This is a genomic window from Mycobacterium deserti, assembly GCF_025345615.1.
GTDB classification, from domain to species: Bacteria; Actinomycetota; Actinomycetes; order Mycobacteriales; family Mycobacteriaceae; genus Mycobacterium; species Mycobacterium deserti.
The window spans coordinates 1,017,984-1,033,529 of record NZ_JAODWD010000002.1; the positions used below are offsets into that span (position 1 = coordinate 1,017,984).

Annotated in this window: 17 protein-coding genes; 4 read left to right on the plus strand and 13 right to left on the minus strand. The window is 66.4% G+C overall.

Annotation, left to right across the window (positions count from 1 at the left end; translation table 11 throughout):
- Positions 1-42: 42 nt before the first annotated feature.
- From N4S67_RS11105 to N4S67_RS11115, 3 genes are read right to left on the minus strand one after another with little or no spacing between them, the layout of a single operon-like run.
- Positions 43-1,476, minus strand: a complete 1,434-nt coding sequence (locus N4S67_RS11105; protein ID WP_260992991.1) for an NAD(P)(+) transhydrogenase (Re/Si-specific) subunit beta — start codon at positions 1,474-1,476, stop codon at positions 43-45.
- The gene (locus tag N4S67_RS11110; protein WP_260992992.1) at positions 1,473-1,799 is read right to left on the minus strand and encodes an NAD(P) transhydrogenase subunit alpha; all 327 of its coding nucleotides are present in this window, start codon (positions 1,797-1,799) and stop codon (positions 1,473-1,475) included. Before N4S67_RS11110 ends, N4S67_RS11105 begins: the two co-directional genes overlap by 4 nt.
- Before the next feature lie 2 nt (positions 1,800-1,801).
- Complete coding sequence (locus N4S67_RS11115; RefSeq protein ID WP_260992993.1) at positions 1,802-2,920, minus strand: Re/Si-specific NAD(P)(+) transhydrogenase subunit alpha; 1,119 nt, start codon at positions 2,918-2,920, stop codon at positions 1,802-1,804.
- Between the two features lie 72 nt (positions 2,921-2,992).
- On the opposite strand from N4S67_RS11115, the gene N4S67_RS11120 reads away from it, so the two are divergent.
- Together N4S67_RS11120 and N4S67_RS11125 are read left to right on the plus strand one after the other, a co-directional pair.
- Positions 2,993-4,132 carry an acyl-CoA dehydrogenase family protein gene (locus N4S67_RS11120; protein ID WP_260992994.1) on the plus strand — a complete coding sequence of 380 codons (1,140 nt, stop codon included), beginning with the start codon at positions 2,993-2,995 and terminating at the stop codon, positions 4,130-4,132.
- Positions 4,133-4,202: 70 nt separating this feature from the next.
- Positions 4,203-4,463: a hypothetical protein gene (locus N4S67_RS11125; RefSeq protein ID WP_260992995.1), complete on the plus strand. Its 261-nt coding sequence runs from the start codon at positions 4,203-4,205 to the stop codon at positions 4,461-4,463.
- A 3-nt stretch (positions 4,464-4,466) separates the two neighbouring features.
- On the opposite strand, the gene N4S67_RS11130 is transcribed toward N4S67_RS11125, so the two are convergent.
- Positions 4,467-4,928, minus strand: a complete 462-nt coding sequence (locus N4S67_RS11130; protein WP_260992996.1) for a nuclear transport factor 2 family protein — start codon at positions 4,926-4,928, stop codon at positions 4,467-4,469.
- Between the two features lie 79 nt (positions 4,929-5,007).
- Here N4S67_RS11130 and N4S67_RS11135 point away from each other — a divergent pair, with 79 nt between their 5' ends.
- Positions 5,008-6,237 (plus strand): acyl-CoA dehydrogenase family protein, encoded by a 1,230-nt coding sequence (locus tag N4S67_RS11135; RefSeq protein WP_260993082.1) that lies wholly within the window; start codon positions 5,008-5,010, stop codon positions 6,235-6,237.
- Complete coding sequence (locus N4S67_RS11140; RefSeq protein WP_260992997.1) at positions 6,237-7,034, plus strand: tyrosine-protein phosphatase; 798 nt, start codon at positions 6,237-6,239, stop codon at positions 7,032-7,034. The genes N4S67_RS11135 and N4S67_RS11140 overlap by 1 nt, the downstream gene beginning before the upstream one ends.
- Positions 7,035-7,106: 72 nt before the next feature.
- Here the strand turns inward: N4S67_RS11140 and N4S67_RS11145 are convergent, their stop codons facing one another.
- From N4S67_RS11145 to N4S67_RS11185, 9 genes are all read right to left on the minus strand, one after another.
- Entirely contained in the window at positions 7,107-8,267 is a 1,161-nt protein-coding gene (locus N4S67_RS11145; protein WP_260992998.1) for an LLM class flavin-dependent oxidoreductase, read from the minus strand.
- A 37-nt stretch (positions 8,268-8,304) separates the two neighbouring features.
- Entirely contained in the window at positions 8,305-8,790 is a 486-nt protein-coding gene (locus N4S67_RS11150) for a DUF456 domain-containing protein (RefSeq protein ID WP_260992999.1), read from the minus strand.
- 72 nt (positions 8,791-8,862) lie between these two features.
- Positions 8,863-9,579 carry a haloacid dehalogenase type II gene (locus N4S67_RS11155; protein WP_260993000.1) on the minus strand — a complete coding sequence of 239 codons (717 nt, stop codon included), beginning with the start codon at positions 9,577-9,579 and terminating at the stop codon, positions 8,863-8,865.
- Positions 9,576-10,541 carry an NADPH:quinone oxidoreductase family protein gene (locus N4S67_RS11160; RefSeq protein WP_260993001.1) on the minus strand — a complete coding sequence of 322 codons (966 nt, stop codon included), beginning with the start codon at positions 10,539-10,541 and terminating at the stop codon, positions 9,576-9,578. The genes N4S67_RS11155 and N4S67_RS11160 overlap by 4 nt, the downstream gene beginning before the upstream one ends.
- A 6-nt stretch (positions 10,542-10,547) precedes the next feature.
- Positions 10,548-11,414: an SDR family oxidoreductase gene (locus tag N4S67_RS11165; RefSeq protein ID WP_260993002.1), complete on the minus strand. Its 867-nt coding sequence runs from the start codon at positions 11,412-11,414 to the stop codon at positions 10,548-10,550.
- Positions 11,415-11,464: 50 nt separating this feature from the next.
- A complete protein-coding gene (locus tag N4S67_RS11170; RefSeq protein ID WP_260993003.1) occupies positions 11,465-12,865 on the minus strand; it encodes an aldehyde dehydrogenase family protein in 1,401 nt (466 codons plus the stop codon).
- Between the two features lie 80 nt (positions 12,866-12,945).
- Positions 12,946-13,761, minus strand: coding sequence for an SAM-dependent methyltransferase (locus N4S67_RS11175; RefSeq protein WP_390893314.1), 816 nt, complete (start codon positions 13,759-13,761; stop codon positions 12,946-12,948).
- Complete coding sequence (locus N4S67_RS11180) at positions 13,758-14,696, minus strand: class I SAM-dependent methyltransferase (protein ID WP_260993005.1); 939 nt, start codon at positions 14,694-14,696, stop codon at positions 13,758-13,760. Before N4S67_RS11180 ends, N4S67_RS11175 begins: the two co-directional genes overlap by 4 nt.
- A 71-nt stretch (positions 14,697-14,767) precedes the next feature.
- Complete coding sequence (locus N4S67_RS11185; RefSeq protein WP_260993006.1) at positions 14,768-15,406, minus strand: TetR/AcrR family transcriptional regulator; 639 nt, start codon at positions 15,404-15,406, stop codon at positions 14,768-14,770.
- Positions 15,407-15,546 lie beyond the last annotated feature (140 nt).

Below are 15,546 nucleotides of genomic sequence, written 5' to 3' on the forward strand. Positions count from 1 at the left end.
ATTCAATCGCCCGGGACGTTGTCGCGCCGCTGACGACGGGTTTTACAGCGCCTTGAGTTCCTCGATGACCTCGGAGACGGACTTCTTGGCGTCGCCGAACAGCATCGAGGTGCCGTCACCGAAGAACAGCGGGTTCTCGATGCCTGCATACCCGGAACTCATCGAGCGTTTGAGCACAATGACCGAGCGCGCCTCGTCCACATTGAGGATCGGCATGCCGTAAATCGGTGAGCTGGAGTCGTTGCGGGCGGCCGGGTTGGTGACGTCGTTGGCGCCGATGACGATGGCGACGTCGGTGCGGGCGAATTCGCCGTTGATGTCGTCCATTTCCTTCATCGCGTCATACTCGACGTCGGCCTCAGCGAGCAGCACGTTCATGTGGCCCGGCATGCGTCCGGCGACCGGATGGATGGCGTACTTGACCTCGACACCCTTGTTCTCCAGCAGGTCGGCCATCTCCTTGACGGTGTGCTGGGCCTGGGCGACGGCCAGGCCGTAGCCCGGCACCACGATAACCTGGTTGGCGTAGGCCATCTGGATCGCGGCGTCGGCCGCCGAGGTGGCCTTGACGGTGCCCTGGTCCGAGGTGACGCCGGCCGGACCGCCCTCGGAACCGCCGAACGAGCCGAACACGATCGCCGGGATCGAGCGGTTCATCGCGACGGCCATCAGGTTGGTCAGGATCGAACCCGATGCGCCGACGATCATGCCCGCGACGATCATCGCGGTGTTGTTGAGCGCCAAACCTGCTGCGGCGGCGGACAATCCGGTGAGCGCGTTGAGCAGGGAGATCACCACCGGCATGTCGGCGCCACCGATGGGGAACACCACGAACAGGCCCATCACGCCGGCGAGTGCGAGCACCAGCACGATCGTCCAACCGGGGCTACCGGTTCCGGCGTTGATGCCGATGTAAACCGCCGCGGCGACCGCGCCGAGCAGCAGCACGACGTTGGAAGCCTGAAACAGCTTGGCCGAGGAGACAAGTCGCTTCTCGACGTTCTTCGGTATGGACTCCTGCAGTTTGAGGAACGCGACCAGCGAGCCCCAGAACGACACCGATCCGATGATCGCGGCGAACAGCGAGCCGACGACCAGTGCGACGGTCGGATGCTGCTCCGGCTTGAAGTGCGCGAAGCCGTCGGTCTCGATGAACTCGGCCCACGCGATCAGCGCGACGGTGCCGCCGCCGACACCGTTGAACAGCGCGACCAGCTGCGGCATCGCGGTCATCTTGGTCTTCTTCGCCGGCGGCACACCGAGAATCACACCCAGCGCCAGACCCGCGGCGATCAGGATCCAGTTGATCGGGGCGGTGTCGCGCACCGCGATCAGGGTGGCGACAACGGCGATGCCCATACCGGTGGCGGCGATCCAGTTGCCGCGCACCGCGGTCTTCGGTCCGGTCAGCCCCGACAGACCGAGGATGAACAGTCCGAAGGCAAGGATGTAGAGAACGGTGACGAGGTGGTTCACTTGCCCGCCTCGACCTTCTCAACCGGAGCCGGCCTGCGGCCCTTGAACATTCCCAGCATGCGGTCGGTGACCAGGAAGCCGCCGATCACGTTGAGCGTGCCGAAGACCAACGCGACGAACGCGATGATCCGCACGCCCCAGTGGGCGTCGGCGGGCAGATTGCCCAACACGATCAGCGCGCCGAGCACCACGATGCCGTGGATGGCGTTGGTTCCCGACATCAGCGGCGTGTGCAGCGTGTTCGGCACCTTTGAGATCACGGCGAAGCCGACGAACCCCGACAGCACCAGGATCGCGAGATTGGCCAACAACTGGTCGTACATGTCTAGTTCTCCCCTTCGCGGGTGACGCAGGCGCCCGCAACGACCTCGTCGTCGAAGTCCGGGGCGAGCTTGCCGTCGGTGATGAGCAGGTCGAGCAGCGCGGTGAGGTTCTTCGAGTACAACTCGCTGGCGTGCTCGGGCATGGTCGCAGGCAGGTTCAGCGGGGAGGCGATCGTCACCCCGTGCTTGACGACGGTCTGCCCCGGCTCGGTCAACTCGCAGTTGCCCCCGGTCTCGCCGGCCAGGTCCACCACAACACTGCCTGCGCGCATGCCTTCGACCGCGGTCGCGGTCACCAGCCTCGGCGCCGGCCGGCCGGGGACCAGCGCGGTGGTGATCACGACGTCGAAGCCGGTGATCGCCTCCTCGAGCTTCTTCTGCTGTTGTGCGCGTTCCTCGTTGGAAAGCTCACGGGCGTAGCCGCCTTCGCCGGCCGCTTCGATGCCGAGGTCGAGCCACTGCGCGCCGACCGAACGCACCTGGTCGGCCACCTCGGGACGCACGTCGTATCCGGTGGTGCGACCACCGAGGCGCTTGGCCGTGGCCAGCGCCTGCAGACCCGCCACGCCGACACCGAGCACCAGCACGGTCGCCGGTTTCACCGTGCCCGCCGCGGTGGTCAGCATCGGGAAGAACCGGGTGGACTCCGTGGCGGCCAACAGCACCGCCTTGTAGCCGGCGACATTGGCCTGCGACGACAGCGCGTCCATCACCTGCGCGCGCGAGATCCGCGGGATCGCCTCCACCGCGAAGGCCTGCACACCAGCGGCCTTCAGCGCCCCGATCTGGTTCTCGGCGTTGCGCGGCGCCAGGAAACCGACCAAGGTCTGGCCGGTCTTGAGCCTGGACACTTCGTCGGCCGTCGGCGGTGCGACCTTCAGGACGATGTCGGCCGCCCACGCGTCGCCGATGGTTGCTCCTGCCTCGGTATAGAGGGCATCGGGCAGCAGGGCACGCTCACCGGCGCCTGACTCCACGACGACCGCAATTCCGCTGCTGGCCAGCGACGCGACGGCCTTCGGAACCAGGGCGACCCGTCGTTCGTCGGCACCCGACTCGGCCACCACACCGACCACCGGAGCCGCCCCGGCGGCGACATCCGGCTCCGTCTGCTCAGTCATGAGCAGCACCCTAACCGCTACCGCTGGTCACATCTAAATTGACAGCTGTTTGCCGTGGCTACAGTGCTGACCATGCCCGTCGACCGGTTGCTTCCCTCGCAGGAGGCTCATGACCTGATCGCGCTGACCCGCGACATCGCCGACAAACTGCTCGACCCGATCGTCGACGAGCACGAGAAGTCCGAGACCTACCCCGACGGGCTGTTCGCCCAATTGGGTGCCGCCGGGCTGCTGAGCCTGCCGCAACCCGAGGAGTGGGGCGGCGGCGGGCAGCCGTTCGAGGTGTACCTGCAGGTGCTCGAGGAGATCGCGGCACAGTGGGCGGCGGTCGCAGTCGCGGTCAGCGTGCACAGCCTGTCGTCGCATCCGCTGCTGGCGTTCGGCGACGACGACCAGAAGAGGCGGTGGTTGCCCGACATGCTGTCGGGTGAGCAGATCGGCGCGTACAGCTTGTCCGAACCACAGGCCGGCTCGGACGCGGCGGCACTGCGATGCGCGGCGTCGCGCACCGACGACGGCTATCTCATCAACGGGTCGAAGTCTTGGATCACCCACGGCGGGCGCGCCGACTTCTACACGCTGTTCGCGCGCACCGGGGACGGATCGCGTGGGGTCTCGTGCTTCCTGGTACCCGGCGATCTGCCGGGACTGAGCTTCGGCAAGCCCGAGGAGAAAATGGGTTTGCACGCGGTGCCGACGACATCGGCGTACTACGACAACGCCTTGCTGTCGGCCGACCGGCTGATCGGCGCGGAGGGCCAGGGCCTGCAGATCGCTTTCTCGGCGTTGGATTCCGGCCGGCTGGGCATCGCGGCTGTGGCGACCGGACTGGCCCAGGCCGCACTCGACGAAGCGGTCAAGTACGCCAACGAGCGGACGGCGTTCGGCCGCAAGATCATCGACCACCAGGGGCTGGGATTCCTGCTGGCCGACATGGCGGCCGCGGTGGCCAGTGCACGTGCGACGTATCTGGACGCGGCACGCCGCCGCGACGCGGGGATCCCCTATTCGCAGCAGGCCAGCGTCGCCAAACTCGTCGCCACCGACGCCGCGATGAAGGTGACCACCGACGCGGTCCAGGTGCTCGGCGGCGTCGGCTACACCCGCGACTTCCGCGTGGAGCGCTACATGCGCGAAGCCAAGATCACGCAGATCTTCGAGGGCACCAACCAGATTCAGCGACTGGTCATCGCCCGGGGATTGACCTCCTGAGCCGAAGCTGAGGTGCCCGTCGCCTTTGCCCGCCGACGGCCTCGTTGTACGTGCGGCTACCGTCGGAGCTATGTCGAACATCTCGAGCAATGACCTGATCGACGACGTCGCACCGGGCGACCTCATCGCCGTCGACCACGAGGGCGACGCGCGGCCCTGCAAGGTTGTGCACAAGGAAGCCGTCGATGACGGTTTCCTGATCACCTTCGAGGCCCCGGACGCGCAGACCTTCGACCGGCACTACCCCTCCGGCGCCCGCGTCACCCGCTCGATGGAATCGAAGTGGGAGTCGGGGCAGAGCCCGACGCCGCACCAGCCGCCGACGAGCTAGCGCTCACCACAGCGGGATGATCTGCCCGTACTCCGACTCCGGCCGCGGTCCGAAATAGCGGCGCTCCGACTCGTCGATCGGCACGTCGTTGATGCTGGCCTCGCGGCGCGCCATCAGCCCCTGCTGGGTGAACTCCCACAACTCGTTGCCGTAGCTGCGGAACCACTGCCCGTCGGCGTTGCGGCACTCGTACTGGAACCGCACGGCCATCCGGTTCTCGCGGAAGCCCCACAGGCTCTTGCGCAACACATAGTCGAGTTCGCGTTCCCACTTTCGGGTCAGGAACGCGACGATCTGCTCGCGGCCGACGATGTGCTGGTCGCGATTGCGCCACTGCGAATCGGCGGTGTAGGCGAGGCTGACGAGTTCGGGGTCAGCCGTGTTCCAGGCGTTCTCGGCGGCCTGAACCTTCTGCGTGGCGGTCTCGACGGTGAACGGCGGGAACGGAGGTCGGCTTTCGGTCACATCCAGTTAGGACGCCCGACGCCCAGCCGTGATTCCCGCATTCGACGGGTGTCATATCGTGGCGGGCATGGACTTCGCGATGTCGGCCAAGGGTCAGGACTACTACGAGCGGCTCACCGACTTCATGACGGAGTTCGTGTTTCCCGCTGAGAGGGACTACGAGGAGTACCGGGCGAAGGCCGGGCCCGACGATCACACCGTGCCGCCCATCGTCGAGGACCTCAAGAAGGCGGCCAAGGAGCGGGGCCTGTGGAATCTGTTCCTGCCCGCCGAGTCCGGCCTGTCCAATCTGGAGTACGCGCCGCTGGCCGAGCTCACCGGATGGAGCATGGAGATCGCTCCTGAGGTGATCAACTGCGCGGCCCCGGACACCGGCAACATGGAGACGCTGCACCTGTTCGGGACCGAGGAGCAGCGTAAGCAGTGGCTTGAGCCGCTGCTGGCCGGTGAGATCCGCAGTGCGTTCGCGATGACCGAACCCGCGGTGGCGTCCAGCGACGCCCGCAACATAGAAACCACGATGCTGCGCGACGGCGACGACTACGTCATCAACGGCCGCAAGTGGTGGATCACCGGGGTGGCCGATCCGCGCTGCAAAATCCTCATCGTGATGGGCCGCACCAATCCCGACGCGGCCAGCCACCAGCAGCAGTCGATGATCCTGGTGCCCGTCGACACGCCCGGCGTGACCGTCGAGCGCTCGCTGCCGGTCTTCGGCTGGCAGGACCAGCACGGCCACTGCGAGATCACGTTCGACGGTGTGCGGGTTCCGGTGGCCAACCTGCTGTCCGAGGAGGGCAGCGGATTCGCGATCGCCCAGGCGCGCCTCGGACCCGGCCGTATCCACCACTGCATGCGCGCGATCGGCGCGGCCGAGCGGGCGCTCGCGTTGATGGTCGACCGGGTGCAGAAGCGGATCGCCTTCGGCAAGCCGCTCGCCGAGCAGGGAGTCGTGCGCGAGGCCATCGCGAAGTCGCGCAACGAGATCGATCAGACCCGCCTGCTATGCCACAAGGCGGCCTGGACCATCGACCAGCACGGCAACAAGAGCAGGGAGGCGCAGACGCTGGTGGCCCAGATCAAGGCCGTCGCCCCTCAGATGGCCTGTGACGTCATCGATCGCGCGATCCAGGTGCACGGCGGAATGGGCGTCTGCGACGACGTCCCGTTGGCCCGTCTATACGGCTGGCATCGGGCGATGCGCCTGTTCGACGGACCCGACGAAGTGCACATGCGGACCATCGCCCGGGCCGAACTCGGCCGCGAGAAGGGTCCGTTCGCACTCGCCGCGATGCAGGGGATCAACTAGTGGCTGTAGATCTCGGGGAACTTTCGGGGGCGTGGAACTTCCGTGATGTCGCCGAGGAGACGGGTGTCCGGCCCGGGCTGTTCTTCCGCTCCAGCGAGCTGAGCAGTCTGGACGACGAGGGCCGACGTCGGCTCCTCGAACTCGGCATCACCGACGTCGCCGACCTCCGTTCGGCGCGCGAGGTCGAGCGCCACGGCGCGGGCGCGGTGCCCGCGGGGGTCGAGGTGCATCTGCTGCACTTCCACGAGGTCTCGGCCGTCGACGGGGAGGCACCGCACGAGTCGGCGTTCCAGAAGATGATGACCGAGAAGCCCGACGACGAGGACATCACCATCGCCGCGCGGCGCTTCATGACCGAGGAGTACCTGCGCTTTCCCACCCTGCCGGGCGCGCAACGCGCTGTGCGGCAAGTGGTTTCGCTGCTGATCGACGAACGTCCGGTGATCGCCCACTGCTTCGCGGGCAAGGACAGGACCGGCTTCACGGTCGCCACGATCCTCGATGCCGTCGGTGTCGACCGCGAGGCGATTCTTGCCGACTTCCTGCGCAGCAATGCCGCGGTGCCGCAACTTCGCGAGCAGATCATGGAGTCGATCCGCGAGCGCACCGAGACCGACGAAGAGGTCACCTTCGCCGAGGCCCGGCTGACCGACGCGGTGCTCGGGGTCCAGTCGGACTACCTCGATGCGGCCCGTCGCTCGATCGAGCAGAACTTCGGTGGTCTGCAGAACTACCTCGAAGCGGCGGGTGTGACGGCTGCCGATGTCGCCAAGCTGCGCGCCTCGCTGCTGGGCTAGATTGCCGAACGTTCCGTACCGCTCGAAGAGTCGCCGAAATCTCGGGTGGTAAGGAACGTTCGCGAGCGGGCGCTAGCCGCCCTTTTCCGCCTCGTATTTCTTGGTCATGTGCTCGATGGCCGCCAACTGCGTCTGCGCCAAGTCCTCGCGCACATCGCTGGCCCGTGCCGCGGCATCAAGCGTCGGCTGTGCCTGACCCTGAAAATGCGGAATGACCTCGGCGGCAAACAGTTCCGCCGAACGCCTGGTGGCCGCCGGGTTCGCCCACTCGTGGCCCATCTGCAGCATGCAGCCGAACCCGCCGGACTGGTCCCACAGCCGCTGCACTTGGGCGCGGGCTTGTTCGGGCGTGCCGATCACCCCGGCGCCCGCCGCGTTGATGACGTCGATCACTTCGTCGATGCTGTCGCCGGGCATCGTCATCTGAGGGAACGCGGCGACCTTCTGGAAGTACCGGTACCAGGACTCGATGCCGAATCTCACCTCAGCGCGCGCCTGTTCGACGGTTTCGGCGATGTGCATGGGTCCGACCAGCGTCCAGTTCCTGCGGTCGACGGATGCGCCGAACGCCGCGGCTCGCTCCTCGACGATGCCCCAGTGGTAGGCCAGCGCGTCGAAGCCCTCGACGACCAGGGTCGCGCCGATCGAGAGCAGGCCGATACCGTGCTTGCCTGCCAGCCGTGCACCGGTCGGCGAGGCCACACCGGCAACGGCCAGCGGGATTCCGCCGTCGGAGTACGGCGCGAGTTGCAGTCGGGCGTCGAACAATTCGTGCGTTGGCGTCTTCGCGGTGACGGTCTCACCGGCCAGCAGGCGCACGACGATGTCGAGGTTGGTCTCCAGCAGTTCACGGGTGTCGGTCGGGGTCAGCCCGATCATCGCCGAATCCGTCGGAAGCGACCCCGGCCCCATCCCGCCGATGATGCGGCCGTGTGTCAGGTGATCGAGCAACATCAGCCGGTCGGCCGTCCACAGCGGGTTGTGATACGACAGCGAAATGACGCCGGTGCCGAACCGGATCCGCTTCGCGCGTTCGGCGGCCGCGGCGATGAACACCTCCGGGGAGCTGATGATCTCGCTGCCTGCCGAGTGGTGCTCGCCAATCCACGCCTCGTCGTAGCCGAGCGCGTCGAGGTGCTCGACGAATTCGAGGTCGCGCTGCAGCGCGAGGGTGGGGTTGGTGCCCGCGCGGTGAAACGGGGCGATGAAGTATCCGAAGCGAAGCTTGGCCATTCCACCGAAGGTAGCCATTTCGCGCCGCATTGTTGCGTTATTGCGTCAGGTAGACCCCGGCCACCCAGGCCACCGTCGCGAGCAGCGCGCCCGCGAGCTCGACACCCACCGACAGAGCGACACCCTTCAGCGCGTGCTTGGTCGACGTCCACGCCACCCGCTGATCTCTGCGGTTGGACAGTTCGGCGAGGTAGATGCCGAGCACGAAGCCGATGACCAGGCCCACCACCGGGATCACGAAGAAACCGACGACCCCGAGCACGCCGCCGGCCACCAAGCTCAACGTGCGCACGTCGGCTTCCCGCATCCGCCGCACGGGCCACGTGTATTTGACGAACGTGGTGGCACCGAGAAGTGCCGTCACGACCCCGAGGGTCACCCAACCGGTGAGGTTGTTCTCGAAGACCGCCCACACCGCGATCGCGGCGAACACCAACAGCGTGCCCGGCAGCAGCGGCACGACGATACCGATGATGCCGACGGCGATCGCGAGTGCAACAAGGACGATCCCGCCGGTGCTCACGGCACGACTCTAGCCCGTGTCCTGGCCGCCGAGATCTGCATCAGCGCTGTGATCGGCGCGCGCCAGCAGCGCTCACGCAGAAGTCCCGAGCAATTGATCTGCCAGATCACCGAAATCGGTTGCCATGATGTCGAATTCGCCGTCCTCGATTTTCGACGGGCGACGGCGACCCGCCCCGTACTCGAGCGGCCTGTCGACGTAGGCCGTCATGAGGCCCGCGCGCTTCGCCCCGCGCAGGTCGCTGGCATGCGCTGCCACCAGCATCAGCTCACCGGGCGCCACGTCGAGCAGGTCGGCGCAGCCGAGATACGCCTCCGGATCGGGCTTGTAATGGCGGAACAGTTCGGCGGAGATGATGCAGTCCCACGGCAGTCCGGCCCGCTTGGCCATGTTCGTCAGCAGCGACAGGTTGCCGTTCGACAGCGTCGTGATCGTGAATCCCGTCCTCAGCCGGGTAAGCCCCGCGACGCTGTCGGGCCACGGGTCGAGCCGGTGCCAGGCGCGGTTCAGGTGGTCGATGTCCTCGTCACTGATCGCGGCGTTGCCCGATTTATCGAGCAGTTCGACGAGGATCATCCGGTGCAGGCCATCGATCTTGGTCCACGGCAGCTCGCCTCGGCGCACGCGATCCATCGCAGGCGGATAGCCTGCCCGCCAGTCGTCGGCGAAGGCGGCCCAATCTTGCTGCACGCCGTGGGTCCGACCGAAGTCCTCGAGCTCGCGGATGATGCTGGAGCGCCAGTCGACGACGGTGCCGAACGTGTCGAACGCCAACGCGCGTGGTCTCACGGTTCGAGCACGACCTTGCCGAGCACCTCGCCGTCGGCCAGGCTCTGCAACGCCTCGGCCCCCTTCGACAGCGGGAAGCGGATCGGCGGTGGCGGCCGCAGGCCTGCCTTGACCAGTTCGCCGACACCGAACTCGAACACCGCCTGCGAGCCGGGCGTGCGGTTGACGTACTCGCCGTAGCCGACACCGATCACCGAGACATTGCGCAGCAGAAGCCGATTGACCTTGACGGTCGGAATGCCGCTGCCCGCGGCGAATCCGATCACGAGCAGTCGGCCCTCGGTCGCCAGCGACCGGATCGCGTCGTCGAACGCCTCGCCGCCGACGGGGTCCACCACGAGGTCCACCCCTCGCCGGCCGGTCGCGTCCTTGACCGCCTGCAACCAGCCATCGGTCAGCGGCAGCACGACGTCAGCGCCGAGCGATTCGACGAACTCCACCGCATGCGGGCGGTGCACCATCGCGATCACGTTCGCGCCCAGCGCTTTCGCGATCTGGATGGCCGCGGTGCCGACACCTCCCGCCGAACCCAGCACCAGCACCGTCTCACCCGGCCGCAGACCTCCGCGACGGGCCAACGCGAAGTACATCGTCTGGTAGTTGCCCAGCAGCGCGACGGACTCGGCGTCGTCGAGCCCCTCTGGAGTCGGCCGGACACTGTCGAGGGAGACCGCTACCCGCTCAGCCCACCCGCCGAGCATGGACATTGCCGTCACCCGTTGGCCCGGTATGAATTCCGACTCGTACGGTGCCGAGCGGACCACGCCCGCGATCTCCATGCCGGGGATGAACGGCGGCTCGAGACGAAGTTGGTACTCACCGCGCAGTAACAGAAGATCCGGGAAGCTGACGCCGGCGGCACCGACGTCGACGACCACGACGTCATCGCCGCCTACGTCGTCGACATCGGTGTACGCCAGGCCTGACGGACCAGAGAGCTTCTGCGCGACAAGCGCTTTCATCAAACCTCAACCGAGGCTGAACGTGGCCCGCTGCGCCGCCGAAAGGTCGGTGATCTCGCCCCACTTCGAGGCCACGTCATCGACAGTTGGGACGCCATCGGAGAACGTGACGCCCTCGTTCTGGAACAAGGCGGTGCGCTGCACCTTGCCGCCGCCGACGATGAACACCGATGCGGTGTCGGGGTTTTCCTCGGTCATCAGGTACGCCACGACAGGCGCGACGTACTCGGGCGTCAGCTTCTCGAAGACCTCCGGCGGCAGGATGTCCTGCGTCATGCGGGTCGCGGCGATCGGCGCTACGGCGTTGGCCTTGATGTTGTACTTCGCGCCCTCCTGGGCCAGTGTGTTGATCAGTCCGACCAGGCCCAGCTTGGCGGCGCCGTAGTTGGCCTGGCCGAAGTTGCCGAACAGGCCGCTGGTCGACGTTGCGACGACGACACGGCCGAAACCGTTCTCGCGGAAGTGCGGCCACGCGGCGCGGATGACGTTGTAACCGCCGTACAGGTGCACCTTGAGCACAGCATCCCAGTTGCCGAACTCCATTTTGTGGAACGTGCCGTCGCGCAGGATGCCCGCGTTGCTGACCACGCCGTCGACCTTGCCGAACTCGTCGATCGCGGTCTTGATGATGTTCTCGGCACCCTCTTGCTCGGCCACGGAGTCGTAGTTCGCGACCGCTCGGCCGCCGGCGTCCTTGATCTCGGTGACGACCTGGTCGGCCATCGCGGATCCGGCGCCGGTGCCGTCGCGTGCACCGCCGAGGTCGTTGACGACGACGCTGGCGCCTTCCCTGGCGAGCGTCAACGCGTACTCACGCCCCAGTCCGCCTCCGGCTCCGGTGACGACGATGACGCGGTCCTGCACTCCTGGCATGCGATTCCTCTCTAGCTGTGCTCGTTCCCCGGGTCGCTTCGCTCCTGCCCCTAGAAGAGCCGTCTGGCGAGCTTCCAAGCCTTCTCTGTATACGGGGGATAGATGAAGGCGCCGACGTCGGGTCGGGTGGTCTTCGTCATCACGGACTTCTTGTGACTGAACGTCTCGAAGCCGAACCTGCCGTGGTAGGCGCCCATTCCCGAGGGCCCCACACCACCGAACGGCAGCTTGTGCGTGGCGAAGTGGAACAGCAGATGGTTGATCACCATGCCGCCGGCGGAAACCTCTTTGACTACGCGTTCGCGAATGCTCTTGGTCTTGGTGAACAGGTACGCCGCCAGCGGCTTGGGCCGCGAGTTGACGAAACTGATTGCGTCGTCGAGCGATTGCACGGTCATGATCGGCAGGATCGGCCCGAAGATCTCGTCGGTCATCAGCGGCTCGGCCGGATCGGGGTCGACGACGACGGTCGGCTGGATGGCGATCTTCGACGCATCCGAGCCGCCACCGATCACCACCTGGCCCTTGGTTGCCGCCAGCGCGGTGGTCAGCCGGTCGAAGTGTCGCTCGTTGACGATGCGTTTTCCGTCGGGGTTCTTGGACTCGAACGTCTCGACCGCGGCCCGGATCTTGTCGACCAACTGGTCCTTGATCTTCGCATCAGCCAGCACATAGTCGGGCGCGATGCAGATCTGTCCCGAGTTGATCAGCTTGGTCCACGCGATGCGCTTGGCCGCGACGTCGATGTCGGCGTCGGCCGAGACGATCACCGGGCTCTTGCCGCCGAGTTCCAGGGTGACTGGGGTCAGGTGGGGTGCGGCGCCTTCGTAGACCTTCCGGCCGATGTCGGTGCCGCCCGTGTAGAGCAGGTAATCGAAGCCTTGCGCGATGAGCTCCTGGCTGACCGTACCGTCGCCCTCGATCACCGCGACCGCGTCGCTGTCGAGGTACTTGGGCACCAGCTCGGCCATCAACGCCGACGACGCCGGCGCGATCTCAGACGGTTTGAGCACCATGGTGTTGCCTGCGGCGAGCGCACCCACGGCCGGGCCCAGCGTCAGCGCGAACGGGAAGTTCCACGCGCCGATGATCAGCACAGTGCCGAACGGCTCGTACTCGACCCAGCCGCGGCCGGGTAGCTGCGACATCTCGAGCATCCGGTACTTGCGCTTGGTCCATTTACGGATGTTCTTGGCCGCGTCCTTGGCCTCACCGGCGACGCTGGCGATGTCGGCCAGCCACGCTTCGAACGGTTTGCGACCGAGATCCTGCTCGAGAGCGGCCGCGATGGCCTGCTCGTTCTCGAGCATCAGCTTCTCCATCGCCTGGAGCTGCTGTTTGCGCCAGTCGATGCTCTTGGTGCGACCGGATTTGAACGTCTCACGCAGTCGGCGGACGACGCTGGGAATGTCGGCGGGGGCTTGCGCGGGTGCGGCGAATTCTGTGGTCATGGTGGGTGTCCTTCCTGACCTAGCGAATACCCGATCCTAACCAGTTGGTTGGCCTGCCCAGAAGGCGCGCTATCGCTGAATCAAGCCACCTTCTCGGCGGTGACGAATGTCGCCCGCAGGCTGAACAGTGGATCGTCGTGGTCGGCAGCCAGCCGCGAGAGCTGCTCCAGATAGTCACTGACGTCGAAAGTCGTTGTCCACCAACCGCGGGAGGTGAGCCAGTCCGCCGGGTGGTGGTAACCCGACACGTACCCGAAGGCCTCGTCGAGCGCGAACCGACTGCCCGCGGCGCTCAGGCCGTCGATGTCGGTGATCAACGCGTCCTGTGCAGCGGCGGGCAGCGGAAGCAATCCTTCGGCCAGCCAGGCCGTCGGCTCGTTGTGATTGAAGCCCGCGCCGAACAGCATCCGCGGCCAGTCCCCGTCGCGCTCGACACCCACCGGACGCCAGTGGACGCGCGGCCTGATGTCCTGGTTGCCCAGCATGACGGCCTTGTAGTTGAGGATCTCGGGCCGGTCGAGCTCGAAGACCGTCGTGCCGTCGGGCCACGCCAGCCGGAACGCGCGACTGTCCAGACCGGCCGCCACGATCACCACCTGGCGGATTCCGGCCTCGGCCGCTTCGGCGAAGTACGCGTCGAAGTACCGTGTGCGCGCCGCTTCGTAGTCGATCGCCTGCCGGTGCGCCGCGGCAAGGGCAGGCACGCGGCTGTTGATCTCCGCGGACGTCTCGACCGCCTTGGTGATCTCGGGCGGGCTGATCAGCAGCGCAGCCATCGGATCGGAGCTCAGCGGGTCGTGCCGTTCGCTCTCGGTGGCGCGGGCCGCCGCTCTGCGCACGACGGCCGATCCCAGGCTCGTCGCAATGACCGGACGGCTGCGCTGCACGCGCCTCACGGCAGGCGCTCGGAGGTGACGAACGAGGAGAACGCGTCGTCGTCGGAGAATTCCTGCGGCAGCACCCACCGCCCGAGTCGACGCATCTCGTCGTGCGAGGTGACCATGCTCGAGCGCCATCCGTGCGCGTCGAGCCACTGCGCGACGTCGGCACGGTCGGGGTCGTTGTACATCAGGTCGGCCACATCAAGGGTGTCGCCCATGTCAAATGTGTCGGCGATGCGCTCGAACCGCTCCCGCATCTGTGCGCGACGCTCGTCAGCCTGTACGCCGACGGTCTCGACCGCGACCCGGCTGCCGGCGGCGCTGAGCGCGGTGATCTGCTCGAACAGCCGGTCCTGGGCGTCGGCGGGCAGGTACATCAACAGTCCTTCGGCCAGCCATGCCGTTGGGGCCTCGGCGTCAAAACCCTCGTCCTGCAGAGCCTTCGGCCAGTCGAACCGGAGATCGACGGCAACCTCGTGACGTCGAACCGAGGGCAGCGTGCCGTTTTCGGCCAACCGGGCCGCCTTGTATTCGAGCACCTTGGGTTGATCGATCTCGTAGACGACGGTGCCCGCCGGCCACTGCAGTCGATACGCCCGCGAGTCGAGGCCGGAGGCCAGGATGACGACCTGCCGGATGCCCGCAGCGACGGCGTCGGCGAAATAGCTGTCGAAGAAGTGCGTGCGCACCGCTTGGTAGCTGCCCATGTGCTCGAAGATCGCCGCCACCTCGGGATCGACTTCGGCGACCTTGGCCTGGAACGAGTCGTCGAGCATGAACTCCCACACACCGGAACCCGCGCCTGCCACCAGCACTTTGGCGTAGGGGTCCTGAATCAGCGGATCGATTCGGTCGGTCTCGGCGGCGCGGGCCGCGGCCACCATGACGGCGGTCGACCCCACGCTGGTCGCGATGTCCCAGCTGTCATCGTGTGTGCGCAACGAACTCATCGTTCGCAATGCTATCGATTAAGTTAGCCAACCTATACGTAAAGTGGGCGACGTCACCCGCTCAGGTGCGGCTACTCCTGCAGGCTCCACAGTTTGTTTGCCATCAACAGCTCGAACTTGTGCACCACCGCGGTGAGCTCGTCGTGGTCGCCGACGAAGCCGGCGTAAAAGCCCATCCCCCACATCACCGCGACCAGCATCTCGACGAGCGAGTTCACGTCGGTGTCGGTGGTGAGTTCGCCCCGCTTGATCGCGTCGTTGACCGCCCACGCCACGAACTCGCGTGAGTTCTTCAGCGAATCGTGGTCGTCGCCGCTGAGTTCGGGATGGCGCTGCGACTCCAGTACCGAGGTGACGAGAAAAGCTGCGGCGGAACGATCTTCGGACTCCGCCTGCATGGCCGTGGTGAAGAATGTCGACAACCGCCGAAGTAGGCCGGTCTCGCTTTGCGCCCGGGCCATTCCCCCGCTGACAATTGACGCGTTCGTTTGCTCGACCACCTCACGCCACAACACGTGCTTGCTGGCGAAGTAATGGTTGATCGCAGGCCTGGTCAGGTCGGCTCGGATGGCGATCGCCTGAAAGGTGGCTGCGTCGTATCCAAGTTCGCTGAACACCTCGCGCGCCGCTTGTATGATGCGTTCTCGCGTCTCGGCGGCCTTCGCTGCGGGTGGACGACCCGGTCCCCGACTCGCGGTATGTTGCGGCACGGTCAAATTGTGCCACACGTCACCTGTTATTAACGGCGTGCACCTGAAACCGCATGTTTGGCGCGCCGGGCAAGCAAATTGCTGGGCACCGGCGGCGGGTTCGTGGTTGTAGAGATCGCGCCCGCCGAGGAACTATCGTT

Excerpts from the sequence above, each read along its gene's own strand:
- N4S67_RS11180 (WP_260993005.1), bottom strand. The coding sequence starts at position 14,696 with ATGAGTTCGTTGCGCACACACGATGACAGCTGGGACATCGCGACCAGC.
- N4S67_RS11115 (WP_260992993.1), bottom strand. The coding sequence starts at position 2,920 with ATGACTGAGCAGACGGAGCCGGATGTCGCCGCCGGGGCGGCTCCGGTG.
- N4S67_RS11120 (WP_260992994.1), top strand. The coding sequence starts at position 2,993 with ATGCCCGTCGACCGGTTGCTTCCCTCGCAGGAGGCTCATGACCTGATC.
- N4S67_RS11160 (WP_260993001.1), bottom strand. The coding sequence starts at position 10,541 with ATGAAAGCGCTTGTCGCGCAGAAGCTCTCTGGTCCGTCAGGCCTGGCG.
- N4S67_RS11135 (WP_260993082.1), top strand. The coding sequence starts at position 5,008 with ATGTCGGCCAAGGGTCAGGACTACTACGAGCGGCTCACCGACTTCATG.
- N4S67_RS11170 (WP_260993003.1), bottom strand. The coding sequence starts at position 12,865 with ATGACCACAGAATTCGCCGCACCCGCGCAAGCCCCCGCCGACATTCCC.
- N4S67_RS11125 (WP_260992995.1), top strand. The coding sequence starts at position 4,203 with ATGTCGAACATCTCGAGCAATGACCTGATCGACGACGTCGCACCGGGC.
- N4S67_RS11145 (WP_260992998.1), bottom strand. The coding sequence starts at position 8,267 with ATGGCCAAGCTTCGCTTCGGATACTTCATCGCCCCGTTTCACCGCGCG.
- N4S67_RS11165 (WP_260993002.1), bottom strand. The coding sequence starts at position 11,414 with ATGCCAGGAGTGCAGGACCGCGTCATCGTCGTCACCGGAGCCGGAGGC.
- N4S67_RS11110 (WP_260992992.1), bottom strand. The coding sequence starts at position 1,799 with ATGTACGACCAGTTGTTGGCCAATCTCGCGATCCTGGTGCTGTCGGGG.